This is a genomic window from Treponema denticola, from assembly GCF_024400535.1.
Classification (GTDB): Bacteria; Spirochaetota; Spirochaetia; order Treponematales; family Treponemataceae; genus Treponema_B; species Treponema_B denticola_C.
This window is the reverse complement of record NZ_CP038800.1, coordinates 2,461,095-2,474,616: the sequence shown is the minus strand read 5'-3', so window position 1 is coordinate 2,474,616 and position 13,522 is coordinate 2,461,095. Positions and strand designations below refer to the sequence as shown.

Annotated in this window: 12 protein-coding genes; 11 read left to right on the top strand and 1 reads right to left on the bottom strand. The window is 38.4% G+C overall.

The window, feature by feature from the left end:
• Positions 1-71: 71 nt before the first annotated feature.
• From E4N78_RS11705 to E4N78_RS11680, 6 genes are all read left to right on the top strand, one after another.
• A complete protein-coding gene (locus tag E4N78_RS11705; RefSeq protein WP_255810713.1) occupies positions 72-1,100 on the top strand; it encodes a hypothetical protein in 1,029 nt (342 codons plus the stop codon).
• A gap of 10 nt (positions 1,101-1,110) precedes the next feature.
• On the top strand, positions 1,111-3,918 hold the full coding sequence (locus E4N78_RS11700) for a putative PEP-binding protein (RefSeq protein ID WP_255810712.1): 2,808 nt from the start codon (positions 1,111-1,113) through the stop codon (positions 3,916-3,918).
• Positions 3,919-4,022: 104 nt separating this feature from the next.
• Positions 4,023-4,697 carry a TIGR00266 family protein gene (locus E4N78_RS11695; RefSeq protein ID WP_255810711.1) on the top strand — a complete coding sequence of 225 codons (675 nt, stop codon included), beginning with the start codon at positions 4,023-4,025 and terminating at the stop codon, positions 4,695-4,697.
• A 132-nt stretch (positions 4,698-4,829) separates the two neighbouring features.
• On the top strand, positions 4,830-7,001 hold the full coding sequence (locus E4N78_RS11690) for a DUF4954 family protein (protein WP_255810709.1): 2,172 nt from the start codon (positions 4,830-4,832) through the stop codon (positions 6,999-7,001).
• A gap of 6 nt (positions 7,002-7,007) precedes the next feature.
• A complete protein-coding gene (locus E4N78_RS11685; RefSeq protein ID WP_255810708.1) occupies positions 7,008-7,694 on the top strand; it encodes a YkgJ family cysteine cluster protein in 687 nt (228 codons plus the stop codon).
• 57 nt (positions 7,695-7,751) lie between these two features.
• Entirely contained in the window at positions 7,752-8,465 is a 714-nt protein-coding gene (locus E4N78_RS11680) for a queuosine precursor transporter (protein ID WP_255810707.1), read from the top strand.
• A gap of 80 nt (positions 8,466-8,545) precedes the next feature.
• On the opposite strand, the gene E4N78_RS11675 is transcribed toward E4N78_RS11680, so the two are convergent.
• Positions 8,546-10,705, bottom strand: coding sequence for a methyl-accepting chemotaxis protein (locus E4N78_RS11675; protein ID WP_255810706.1), 2,160 nt, complete (start codon positions 10,703-10,705; stop codon positions 8,546-8,548).
• A gap of 348 nt (positions 10,706-11,053) precedes the next feature.
• Between E4N78_RS11675 and E4N78_RS11670 the strand changes: the two genes are divergently transcribed.
• The 5 genes from E4N78_RS11670 to E4N78_RS11650 all read left to right on the top strand — a co-directional run bounded on the left by E4N78_RS11670 (position 11,054) and on the right by E4N78_RS11650 (position 13,519).
• Positions 11,054-11,287, top strand: a complete 234-nt coding sequence (locus E4N78_RS11670) for a hypothetical protein (RefSeq protein WP_255810705.1) — start codon at positions 11,054-11,056, stop codon at positions 11,285-11,287.
• Positions 11,288-11,435: 148 nt separating this feature from the next.
• Positions 11,436-11,864, top strand: a complete 429-nt coding sequence (gene rplM, locus E4N78_RS11665; RefSeq protein ID WP_255810704.1) for a 50S ribosomal protein L13 — start codon at positions 11,436-11,438, stop codon at positions 11,862-11,864.
• 10 nt (positions 11,865-11,874) lie between these two features.
• Positions 11,875-12,264: a 30S ribosomal protein S9 gene (gene rpsI, locus E4N78_RS11660; RefSeq protein WP_255810703.1), complete on the top strand. Its 390-nt coding sequence runs from the start codon at positions 11,875-11,877 to the stop codon at positions 12,262-12,264.
• Positions 12,230-12,898 carry a regulatory protein RecX gene (locus tag E4N78_RS11655; protein ID WP_255810702.1) on the top strand — a complete coding sequence of 223 codons (669 nt, stop codon included), beginning with the start codon at positions 12,230-12,232 and terminating at the stop codon, positions 12,896-12,898. The genes rpsI and E4N78_RS11655 overlap by 35 nt, the downstream gene beginning before the upstream one ends.
• Before the next feature lie 51 nt (positions 12,899-12,949).
• Positions 12,950-13,519 carry a response regulator gene (locus E4N78_RS11650; protein ID WP_255812359.1) on the top strand — a complete coding sequence of 190 codons (570 nt, stop codon included), beginning with the start codon at positions 12,950-12,952 and terminating at the stop codon, positions 13,517-13,519.
• Positions 13,520-13,522: the final 3 nt, after the last annotated feature.

Genomic DNA, 13,522 nt, shown 5'->3' with positions numbered 1-13,522 from the left:
TTAACTGATTAAAAATTTAAGCCCCTGGAACAACCCCGTTTCGGGGGCTTTTGCTTAAAAAAGGAGTAATTATGGTTAATATGACTAATTTTTTTGTTCCGCTTGCTAACAAGACTGATTTTAATGCTTCAGTTAAACATATTCAGTCTGTTATCGAAATTTTAGATGATTGCAATCCTAAAGAGAATATTGCTGACAAGATAAACGTTATGATAAGGGAACAAACGGTAAAACCTGAACAAGTTAGATCAATTCTTTCGGTTTCTCTACTTGATAAATGGAATTATAAAGTTGTATCTGAAAATTTAAAATTTATTTTAGATGATGCATCATCATTTGTTGCCGAGCTTGCCAAATGGACAGGCGTTGATTTGGTTTTCGGTTATGATCATCCTGATTTGGGTTTTATTGTTATAAACCCGAAAAATCCTGATGCAGCTCCTGTTATCCAAGGTTTTAGAAAAAATGAGCTGCTTTTGATATATGTCGGTAAGCAAGACAAGGGTGCTATTGATGCCGGTATTGCCGATTCCGTTATTTCCGCTATTCGAAAATTATTTGAAAAAAAGGCTTGTTCCGTACCTGCATCGGTAAAAACAGGTCCATTTGTATATGTTGAGCCTAAAAAAACTGCTCCCGCAAAGGCAAAAAGACAGGCTGTTAAACGGCCGGCTAAAAAAGCTGCTGCACCTGTTGCTGTTGCAGCTAAAGTGCAGTCAAGTTCGGTTCCCTCACATCTGGAAAGACCCACTGCCGTTTCTACAGGACCTAAAAAAATGTCTCAGCTTGTTTCCGTGCCTGTTTCAAATGAGCTTTTCCATAACGGAAATGTTGAAGCATGGAAGAGGATTATCCGAAGTTATACTGCAAAATACCAAGATGCCGAAGTTATGGTTTACTATGACGGAGAGCGTATTGTAGATATAAATACCTTATTTAAATGGGGAAAGGTTAAACACGGAAGTACAATTCAATTTGCCGTTTCTGCAGAAGAAATTAACGACCTTTCAAAGTTATCAAAATATTTTAGGCAGGGTGCCAGCCCTATGTTTGAAGCTTTTTTGCGCGGCTCGCCTGATACCGTTTTAAATCTATTTTAAGGAGTAAAAAGTGAAAATATCAAACAATATCCATTTTTTTAACAGTAAAGAAACCGTAGGCAAAAAAGTTGATAAAAACTTATTAGGTATTCGAGGAAGGCAGGCAAACGAATTTGCAGAGCTAAAACTTCCCATCTTGCCGGGTATTATCATAGATGCTTCCGTAATGCAGGACATAGGGGATGCTGACATCTATTCGGAAATATCTCCTTATTTAACAAAATTCGGTGCAGAGGTTAAAAAGAAATACGGCGATGATGAGTCTCCATTACTTTTGAAGTTGGTTATTTCACCTAATATGCTTATCACCAGCTATCCCACCCTTCATAACTTCGGTCTTACCAAGGATACGGTAATAGGATTTCAAGAAAATGTCGGTGAAGATTTTGCTGCAAATGAAGTTCTGTTTTTGCTTAATGGAATTTTAACCGTTGTTCTAAAAATCGAAGAATTAGAAAAAAATGAGCAGAAAGTTAAAGATTTGGAAAAAGCCTTGCATGACATAAAAGAATCAATGAAGATGGGTAAAATAGGTTTAAAACCGGGTGCTATCATGGATAAGTATTCCAAGTTCTTACCCAAACATTTTTTTGATGATTGTCAAGTTCAGCTTGAAGAGTCAATCCGCCTTATCGCCCGCCTTTTAACCCTCGAAGAAGATACCGACCATGATGTGGCTCTTTTGATTCAGCCCATGGTTTACGGAAACTATGGAAAGGATTCATATTCAGGCTCCTTCTTTAGCCGAAATATCGTAAACGGAGAGAAAAAATTACAAGGTCAGTTCTTTGCCGAAAAATTCAATGAGGTAAATGCCGTAGGTAAAGATATTAACTCAATAAAGCCCGAATATTTAAAACAATTCCAGCAGATTGCATGGCAGCTTGAAGATTATACAAAGGATATCCGCAATATCCGCTTTACAATCGAGGCCGGAAGACTTTGGCTTATCGAACAAAAATCGGTTGAAGCTAAGAGCACCATCTCGATGGTTCAGATTTTGCTTGATTTATATAATAGAAAAATAGTAGATGCCGAATATGTTGTACGAGCCGTTAAGCCCGGTCAGCTAAATGAAATCCTACATCCCGTTATAGATATCATGAGTACAAAGGGTATGAAATCTTCAAAGGGCGGTATAGCAGGTGCTCCGGGAGCTGCTGTAGGAAGGGTCTATTTTACTGCCGACTCCCTTATCGAAGCTCAAAGAGCTGCAAAACTTCAAGGTATGGACACAAGATGTATTCTCTGTATGCCTGCAACCTATGCAGGAGACGTAAAAGGTATAGAGGTTTCTACAGGTGTTATATCGAATGAAGGCGGTTATTCGGCCCATGCTTCCGTTGTTGCCCGTCAGTACGGTAAAATATCTCTTGTACGCCCCGATATGAAGATAAGCGGAAAGAAGGCCGTTATTGAAGGTGTTACAATAAACGAAGGCGATTATATTACGCTCAATGTTCCTTATTATGGGGATTCTACAGTTTATTTCGGTGAAGCAAAACTGATTGAGCCCGATCCCGAAACATCAGGCCTTTTGGACTTTATAAGCCTTGCAAAAAGCTTCCTATCCAATTTCCATGTAAGAGCCAATGCTGACAGTCCTCGTGATGCTCAGCTTGCTTTGGATTTCGGTGCTGAAGGTATAGGTCTTTGCCGAACCGAACACATGTTCTTTAATGAAAAGAGAATAAACACCTTCCGCGAAATGATTTTAGCTCCAAGCGAAGCTGAAAGAAAAAAGGTGCTTGATAAACTTCAAAAAGTACAAACGGAAGATTTCTACGGAATCTTTAAGGCTATGAACGGCAAAGAGGTTACTATCCGCTTGTTGGATGCTCCTCTCCACGAGTTCTTGCCTCATAATGATCTTGAGCTTGACGGTTTTGTAAAATACTTGACGGCTCAAAGGAAAAAGGTAAGCAAAAAAGACTTGACTGCGGAAATTGAAAAACTTTCCGAAATCAACCCTATGCTTGGTCACAGAGGCTGCCGAATTGCCATAAGCTATCCTGAAATTTATGCTATGCAGATAAGGGCTATTTTTGAAGCCGCATATAAGCTAAAAAAAGAAAAAGTGGATGTAAGACCTGAAATTATGATTCCTCTTATAATGAACTTTAGAGAATTAAAGCAAATTATTTACGGAAAGAAGATTGAAGGTCATGCTTATTTAGGTATCGATGCTATTGCCGAAGAGGTTAAAGCTGCCGTAAAAGGCGGAGACCTTGATTACAAGGTTGGAACTATGATCGAGCTTCCGGCTTCTGCCTTAAGTGCCGATGAAATTGCAAAATATGCACAGTTCTTCTCTTTCGGAACCAACGACTTGACTCAAACAACATTAGGTCTTTCGAGAGATGACTTTAACAGCTTTATGCCTGACTACACCATGTACGACCTTATCGACGGAAACCCCTTTGCAGTGCTTGACAGCCGTGTAAGGGACTTAATCGAAATTGCAATTCAGCGCGGTAAACTTACCCGCCCCGATTTGCACTTAGGTCTTTGCGGTGAACACGGTGCCCGTCCCGAAAACGTACGCTTCTGTATGGAAGCAGGATTGAACTATGTTTCATGTTCATCATATTCCGTACCGATTGCTCTCCTTTCGATTGCACAGGCTGAACTGGAGAATGCGGAAAAAGCAGGGATAAAGCTTGAGCCTAAAGCTCTTGTTTCGCGAAAGCCTTCTTCGGCAGCACCTAAATCGGCCGAAAAAAAGCAGGCACCCGAAAAAAAAGCTGTAAAGGCAAAGCCTGCATCAGCTAAAAAGGCTTCTTCTGTCAGGAAGAAGACTGCAAAAAAATCTAAGTAATTTTATACGGCTCCGTTTGGAGCCGTTTTAGATGTTTATGATAGCCTGCAAAAATGTAAGTTTTTGCAGGTATTCTTATCTTAATCTTTTTTAAGGAGTATTTTATGGAATACAAAATTATTGGAGACGCTTTTCCTGCCGTTGTCTGTAAACTTAGAGCAGGAGAAAAGATGATAACTCAATCCGGCGGAATGGCTTGGATGAGTTCAGGGATTTCTATGGAAACATCTGCTGGCGGAGTAGGTAAAGCCCTCGGAAGGATGTTTTCGGGAGAAAGTTTATTTTTAAATAAATACACGGCAACTACCGACGGAGAAATCTCTTTTGCCTCAAGGTTCCCCGGTGCTATAAAAGCATTTGAAATCACATCGGGCTCTTCCCTGATTGCGCAAAAAACAGCTTTTTTAGCTTCAACTGAAGGAGTTGAGCTTTCGGTTCACTTTCAGAAAAAATTGGGTGCAGGCTTTTTCGGCGGTGAAGGTTTTATAATGCAAAAGCTTTCAGGCAACGGAACGGTCTTTCTTGAGATTGACGGTTCTGCAGTAGAATATACTTTGGGTGCCGGCGAAACAATGCTTTTGGATACGGGATATCTTGCAGCAATGGAAGAAACCTGTAAGATGGAAGTAGAGATGATAAAGGGTATAAAAAATATGATTTTCGGCGGGGAGGGTTTATTTAACACGAAAGTTACCGGTCCCGGAAAAATAATTGTACAGACAATGCCTATTCATGCGGTTGCACAATCTTTGATTCCGTTTTTACCACATGGAAAATAACCGGCTTTAAAGCCGGGCTTTAAAGCCTATTTTTATGAGCCGGTGAGAGCTGCTTACCGGCTTTACTTATGATATCCTTATAGTTATTTTGTAACATTAGCTTATCTTTGTGTTTTTACATTGGAGAATCCTATGGCTAAAATGCAGATAATAAAATCCGAAGATTTCGGTTATGATTTTATTGATGGTAAATATTTACCTGAGGGTAAGGACGAGTATTATATAAGATTTAATCAAACTAATCATAAAAGTCATAAGTACCGTCAATTGGATTCGGATGAAATTGAGCGTCTGATAAAAAACGGAAATTCCAGTACCGATTGGTCGATGGTCTTGGTTGAAGATCCTTTTGATACGGATTTGATAACAAAGAGTATGTTCGCCGGATTGGTCCGCATTGCTTCAACTCAAAATTTTTACTTAAAATACCATGATTTTACGGTTCCTGCAGGAATTACAAACAGTAAAATTATTTCCTGCGATATAGGCGAAAACTGTGCAATCCATTATTGTGCCTATCTTTCACATTATATAATAGGGGATAGGGTTATTTTAAGCCGTATTGATGAGATGTGTACTACCAACCATTCAAAATTCGGAGAAGGCTTAGTAAAAGACGGAGAAGATGAAAAGGTTAGGGTAACGATAGATACGCTCAATGAGGCCGGCGGAAGGGAAGTTTACCCCTTTTATGATATGATTACGGCTGATGCCTTCTTATGGGCAAGGTATAGGGATGACGCCGCTCTTATAAAAAAGTTTGAAGAAATAACTCAAAATTCTAAAGACTCAAAAAGAGGTTATTACGGTGAGGTCGGTTCCGATTCCGCAATAAAGAGCTGCCGTATTATAAAAGATGTTAATTTCGGTCCTTCGGTATATGTGAAAGGTGCAAATAAACTTAAAAACTTAACCGTAAAATCAACGGCTGAGGAGCCCTCGCAGATAGGGGAGGGAGTAGAGCTTGTAAACGGTATAATAGGCTTGGGTTCCAGAGTGTTTTATGGAGTAAAGGCTGTCCGTTTTGTTATAGGCAATAACTGCGAATTAAAATACGGTACACGCCTCATTCATTCGATCGTTGGAGATAACTCTACCATTTCCTGCTGTGAAGTTCTCAATGCTCTTATCTTCCCGTACCATGAGCAGCATCACAATAATTCTTTTTTGGTTGCAGCGATGATTCAAGGGCAGTCCAATATGGCTGCAGGGGCTACTGTAGGTTCCAATCACAACACAAGAGGGAACGATGGAGAGATTATCGCCGGCCGGGGCTTTTGGCCGGGGCTTTCTTCAACCCTAAAACATAATTGCCGTTTTGCTTCATTTGTTATTTTGGCAAAGGCAAACTATCCGGCAGAGCTTGATATTCCTTTTCCTTTTAGCTTGGTTTTAAATGATGCTCATGAGGATAGGCTTGAAATTATGCCTGCCTATTATTGGATGTACAATATGTACGCTCTTGAACGCAACAATAAAAAATTTTTAAAACGGGATAGAAGAATAACAAAAACCCAGCACATTGAGACCAACTATCTTGCTCCCGATACAGCTGCCGAAATTTTAAATGCCCGTATTCTCCTTGAAAAATGGATATGTACAGCGTGGATTGAGGCCGGGAACAAACCTTTAAACATAGATGAAATTCTCAAAGATAAAAAAGATGAGGTAAAGAACCTTTTTGTAAAGGGTGAAAATATCGAAAGGTCTAAACGCCGGGTAAAAATAATCAAGTCTGTAGAATCTTATGAGGCTTATCAAGATATGCTGATATGGTATGGGGTTACAACCTTAGCCGAGTATTTTGATAAGGGCGTAGATAAGATTGGAATGAGTATTGAAGAGTTTAAACTTTCAAAGGATTTTGATTTTAACTGGGTAAATATGGGCGGTCAATTGATCCCCGAAAAAAAACTCAATTCAATTAAGGAAGACATAAAGTCAGGAAAACTTAATACTTGGCAAGATATTCATAAATCTTATGATGATGCCTATGATTCTTATTGCCGTGATAAGGCTGAAAATGCTTATACTGTTCTTTGCGGGCTTATGAAGGTTAAAAAGATAGATACGGCCCTTTGGGATAGACTCTTGGAAAAAGCTGCAACAATAAGAAAATATATTGAAGAACAAATATTCTATACAAAAAATAAGGATTATAATAATCGTTTTAGGGATATTACTTACCTGAATTCTGAAGAAAGAAATGCGGTTTTAGGAAGTGTAGAAGATAACGCCCTGATTATTGAATCAAAAAAAGATACGGAATATTATCTTAACCTTTTTGAAAGGTGCAGGGATTAAATAAAAATGGAAAAAGAAACTGAAAGTTTTAAAGGTACAAAAACAGCCGAAATGATTTTACTTTTGGATAAGGTCTATAAAGAAATTGAAGAAGCCGAGAGTGAGTGGATGTCAAAATGTCCTATTAAGTGTATAGACGGGTGCGGAGCCTGCTGTGTCCATTTTGAACCGGATGTTTATGAGGTTGAGGCTCTTTATCTTGCATCTTGGCTTCTCTTTCATCAAAGGGAACGGGCTTTGCAAATACTGGAAGGCTGTTTTAATGAAAATGTTTTAGATAAAAAAAACGGATGCCTCCTATTCGATATAGATAATCCTTATCATTGTACCGTATATGACGGCCGTTGTTTAATATGCCGCCTTTTCGGTTATTCCGGAGATCACGGCAAAGACAGATCCGTGCGCTGGCGTCCATGTAAATATTTAGTTTCTATGGATAAAAATCTTTCTGCTTCAACCATTAAACAATACTCACAAGAAGATTTGCTCAATGTTTTTGGTACACTTCCTCCGGTTATGAGTGATTTTTCTTCACGAATATTGTGTTTTATGACTGAATGGGCGTCTCATACCCTTCCGCTTCGAGAGGCCTTACCTGCTGCAATTTCTAAAATTCTCATGCTTGAAAAATATTCTAACAATCCGGAATTTGAACCTGATACTGATCCTGAAATGCCGCCTTTGGCTTCTTAAAATAAATTAGCTGAAACCTTATTCCCTTTTTTTCCTCTTTGTGTTAGTATCGCGGTCATGGAAAATTCACAATTAAATCAAGGAGCCCTTGAAACGGACTCCATTAAGAAAACGAATTTCTTGCCGGTAATTTCCGGACTCTTTGTAGGCATTTTGGTTTTGTCGAATATCCTTGCGGCAAAGATGGTACAGCTTGGGCCCTTCGTTTTTGACGGAGGTACTCTTCTTTTTCCTTTTTCTTATATTTTTGGAGATGTTTTAGCTGAAGTCTATGGTTATAAGGCTTCAAGAAAGGTTATTTGGACCGGCTTTTTTATGCTTCTTATTATGAGCCTCAATATCTGGCTTATAAGTGTTCTTCCTGCCGAAGCTGAGTGGATATTTCAAAAAGACTTTGATAATATTCTTTTACAGATGCCCCGCATTTGCGCCGGCAGCCTTTGCGGTTATTTTATTGGAGAGTATTCCAACTCGGTGGTTTTATCTAAGTTAAAAGTAATAACAAAGGGCAAGTACTTATGGCTTAGAACAATAAGTTCGACACTGGTTGGAGAATTTTTGGACAGTGCCGTTTTTGTTGCTATTTCTTTTTTAGGTCTTTACAGCATAGACATCCTTATTATAATGGCTTTTTCAAACTATCTTTTTAAAACTTTTATCGAAGTTATATTTACGCCTTTCACTTACAAGATAGTTGCCTTTGTAAAAAAACATGAACAGATAGATGTTTATGACTACAATGTAAGCTATAATCCTCTTCCGGGAAAATAGATTAAAAAAATACCCATCCTTAATTTTTTAAGGATGGGTTAAACTTATAACTTTCTTACTTGATGATTTTTAATTTTATGCTAAACCTTAAATTTCATCACTTCTCCTGCAAGTCCTGCAATACTTGATTTATTTTTTTGAGCTATTTCCTGAACTTCTTGAACTGCATTATTTATTTGTAAGGCTCCCGAGGCCATTTCGTTCATGCGGTTGGTAATTGTACGCGTTAATTCATCAAGTTTACTCATTTCTTGAGCTATACCTTCTCCTCCTTTTAGCATCTCCGATGAACCTTGCTTGACCTCCTGTGTTACGGTATTGATGCTCCTGATTGCAGCTAAGACTTCTTTGCTGCCGTTTTCCTGTTCACTCATTGCCTCCATAATATTGTTACTCATCTCTTTTACATTTTCTGCAAGGGTGAATATTGAGTTAAATTTTCCTTCAACTGTTCTAGCCGATTCAGCTAAGAGCTCTATCTCTCCCGAAAGATTTTTAAGGGTAGAGGTAATGGTTTTTCCTTGGGCGCTTGACTCTTCTGCAAGTTTCCTTATTTCGTCAGCTACTACTGCAAAACCTTTTCCGGCTTCCCCTGCATGAGCTGCCTCAATTGCCGCATTCATCGCCAAGAGGTTTGTCTGGCTTGCAATATGCTGTATAACATTGGAAGCTTCCATCAAACTTCCGGATTCTTCAGCTATTTTTTGGGTTACTTCATTTGCCGTGGAAACATTGCCTTTTCCCTCTGCTGTAGCATCGGCCAGCTCCTTTATAATATTATTGCTCTTACCAAGAGTTTGTGTAATCGATGTAATATTTGCAACCATTTCTTCAATAGACGACGAGGACTGTACAACGCTTGCAGCTTGCGTTTCAATACTATTGTTAAGCTGTTTTATGGTTCGTATTATTTCTTCAACTGTAGCGGCAGTCTCGGTTACGCTTGCTGCTTGAGTTAAAGTTTGCTGCTTTATGCCGTCAATATTAGAATTTATTTCGTCTACAGCACTTGCCGTTTCTGTCATATTGCTTGCAAGTTCATCTCCTATAAACCTCATAGTGTTTGTATTAGTTTCTACCGACTTAATTGATGTTCCTATTTTTTGGATTGTCTGATTAAAATATTCTGAAAGGAGAGTAACTTCGTCATTACTGGTGAGAGGCAGCCTTACCGTTAAATCTCCTTCACCTTGGGCAATATCCTTTAAAGCTAATACAACTTTTTGTAAAGGCAAAACTATCTTGCGTGTTGTGATATATGTAGATATCAAGGCAGTACCCAATAGACTTACTCCTGCTATTACCATTAAGACCTGTAAACTTTTGACGGTATCCATAAACTCATCGACAGGGGCTCTTACTACTACCATCCAGCCTGTAGATTCCATAAGAGCATAGGATCCGATATTTTCTTCTCCGCCGAATGTATAATAACCTATGGAAGAGCCGTTTGACTGCATAGCTTGTTTTGCAAAATTTGCAATTGATATTAATGCAGGATTTGTTTTGGCTTTTTCTTGAAAATTGTCTTGATTTAGAACCAGCTCTCTGTTGCGGTGTGCTAGGGCATTTCCTGTTTTTCCTAAGATAAAACAGTAGCCGGTTCTTCCTACTGTGATATTATATATGTCTTCTGAAAGCTTTGTTCCGGGTGTATCCGCTGCGAGCACACCGATGATTTTATTTTCATAGTCATATACGGGAACTGAGATGGTATTCACCAGTGTTCCATCGGTCTTTGAATTATACGGCTCGCTTACAAATTGTTCTCCTGCTAAAGCTCTTTTAAACCATTCTCTATCATTTACATCGAATATCTGTCCGTCAAGTGCGTGACATTTCCCGTTTATATCCGTTATTGAGAACTCCGATATTCTGGGATTAAAGGCGGCTTCTTTTTTTAAATAGGCTATCTTGTCGGAATATGGAGCATCTATATCTCTCAGCTCTGAGGCTCTTGATGCACTTGAAACAAAATTTAAGAAAGCATAAACCATAGCATCAATAAGAGCTGCCGTATCTTTGGCCTTATCTGTTAAATGTACTTCAACTTTTTCAAGAATTGCTTTTCTCGAGATAATAGCCCCAATAATTCCCTGAGCAGCTACGGCAATAAAAACTATAGATGCAAAAAAAATAAGTAATTTTTTGCGTATAGAAAATATCTTTTTTTTAGATATAGTTACAGGTATAACTTCTTTTTTTTCACTTCTCACAATCGGTAATTTTCTATTTTCCATATTTTTCCTCCTAAGCTCAATCACTGCATGGTGTCCTATAAATAGTCTACATCAGTATTGTAAATAATGCAAGATTGTATATTTAAATTTTTAAAGATTTATATTTTAAATTTATTGACTTCTCCTGCTAGGATTTCAATGTTTTGCTTGTTCTTTTAAGTTATATCGTTTACTTCCTCTACTCTACAGCCTTGCTTATTTGGGTTGCCCCTGATGCCATTTCGTTTATACCGCCATTTATCATTTTTGTCATATCTTCAAGTTTTTTAATGTATTTTTGATTTTTTATCGCTAGTTGACGAAAGTGTTTAAATATGTAATAATATGCGGATAACTAGGAGGCTTTAAATGCTAGCACTTATTATTGGTATTGTTCTAATTGCTTTTACGGTTGTTGCAGCCCTCCCCATGGGATTGGCTTGGGGACAAGATATTTTATTATTTATACGAGGCGGTTTACCTATTTTTGCAGCCTTTGTCGGCCTTATTTCCGTATTTATCGGAATTGCCGATATCAAAGATAAACAGGATGCAAGAAAAGAAGAAGCTGCCATGAAGGCTGCCGAAAACAAAGCAGAATAAACGGTATAAAATATGTTCAGATGCAGATAAGCGGTAAAAAATAGTTTTTTTATAAAATATAAAAGGTAATTGACACTTATTCTGTATTTAGTTATAATATTAGAACCCACATTATCTGCATATATTGTTTGTAGAAGGTATACATTAAATGAAAACTATTTTTTTAAAAGAACATGAAGCGCCGCGCTCTTGGTATGTTATTGATGCCGCCGGGAAGCCGCTTGGACGCGTTGCTGCTAAGACTGCAGCTATGCTGAGAGGAAAACACAAGGTAGGGTTTGCACCTCATCAGGAAATCGGTGATTATGTCGTTATTATTAATGCCGAAAAAGTAGCCGTAACAGGAAATAAGGCTAAGGATAAGATGTACTATACTCACTCCGGTTATGTAGGCGGTTTAAAGTCTATCAACTTTAACGGCTTAATCGCTAAAAAACCGGTTGAACCCTTGATGATTGCAATTAAAGGTATGCTTCCTAAGGGTCCCCTTGGAAGAAAGCTTTTAACGAATGTTAAGGTCTATGCAGGCCCCGAACATCCTCACCAAGCACAGAACCCCATAGCGGTTGAAGTATAAGGAGAGTAAAGTGAAGAATATTGGAATGGGAACAGGCCGACGAAAGACTTCGGTGGCGCGAGTATACATTCGAGATGGAAAAGGTAAGTTAACGGTCAATGATAAGGACATTAACGAATATTTTGCCACTTCGGAACAAATCCAAAAAGCAAAAGAGCCCTTAATGGTTACTGCAGGTGAATCTAAGTATGATATTATAATCACTGTACGAGGCGGAGGTCTTACAGGCCAAGCCGGTGCGTGCTCTCACGGAATTGCAAGAGCTTTAGCTCAAGTAGATGCTTCAAATCATGCATCTTTAAAGGCTAACGGATTGCTTACCCGTGATTCACGAATGGTTGAACGAAAGAAATTCGGTCAGCGCGGTGCAAGACGAAGATTCCAGTTCAGCAAGCGTTAATCCTTTTTCTATTGCGGATATATGCAGCACTTCTTCAGATTTGGTGAAAATCATCAATTCTGAAGGAGTGTCTTTTGTAACAAGGCGGAGATATTTTGAAGAAAATACTTATGAAAGCCTTGTTGAACAATGCGGAGTCCTTATAAGCGATATAATGCTTACGGCTCTGCTTAATGCGGTAAGAATTTATGCGGCTGAGTGTACAGCCATGGCCTATTTAAATAGGGCCGAACACTCCCGTTTCCAGCTGGAGCTGAAGCTTAAAAAAAAAGGCTTTTCCCGCTTGGAAATTGATCCTGCACTGGATTATCTGGCTGATAAAAAATTTCTTGATGATAGACGGTTTGCTGCAGCTTGGATACATACAAGGACTATCACCAAAAAAGAAGGACGTTTAAGGTTAGCTTCTGAGCTTGCTTCGAGGGGTGTAGGTTTTAAGATTGCAGAGAGTGTACTTAACGAGTTTTTTTCCGAAGTCTCGGAAGAAGATATTTGCCGAACTGCTTTAAAAAAACAATTAATAAAGGGTTTGGATAAATCTAAGTTGATGCGAAAGATGCAAAGACTTGGTTTTTCCATTGACACTGTAAATATATGTTTGGAGGGAATTGAAAACAATACCGATTCTTTTTGAGGTTTGTTTTTTATGCTTATGGCTAAAAGTGAAAGTAGACGACGTGTTAAAATGTATTCAGCTCTTGAAGTTGCGAATATTTGCGGGGTAGTAAACCAGACTGCTATCAACTGGATTAGAAACGGGTATTTAAAAGCCTTTAATACTCCGGGCGGTCAATATAGGGTATATTATGAAGACTTGCTCTTCTTTATAAAAGAAAGGGGTATGAAAATTCCTCCTGAATTGCAGGATTCTTTAGAAGAAGCTCATTGGAATTCCGTCATTATTATTGATGATGATAAGGTTTTAAATGGCGCTATAGCCTCTTTTTTAAATAGAAATCTTCCAAACTTAACCGTATATCAATCTTTTGACGGTTTTGATGCCGGGACTCAGCTTGTAAAATATAAGCCCGGATTTGTGATTTTGGATATAGATCTTCCCGGGGTTAATGGAAAAGAGATATGTAAAAAATTAAAAACGGATCCTTTTTTTGGACAGCCCTATATAATTGTTATTACAGGACTTGATGATGATTCTCTTGAAAAAAGTATGCAAGATCTTGGTGCCGATTCTTTTTTTAAAAAACCTGTAGATTTTACTGCTATCTTAAGCGAAATAAATGAGGTTGTAAGCTAGAGG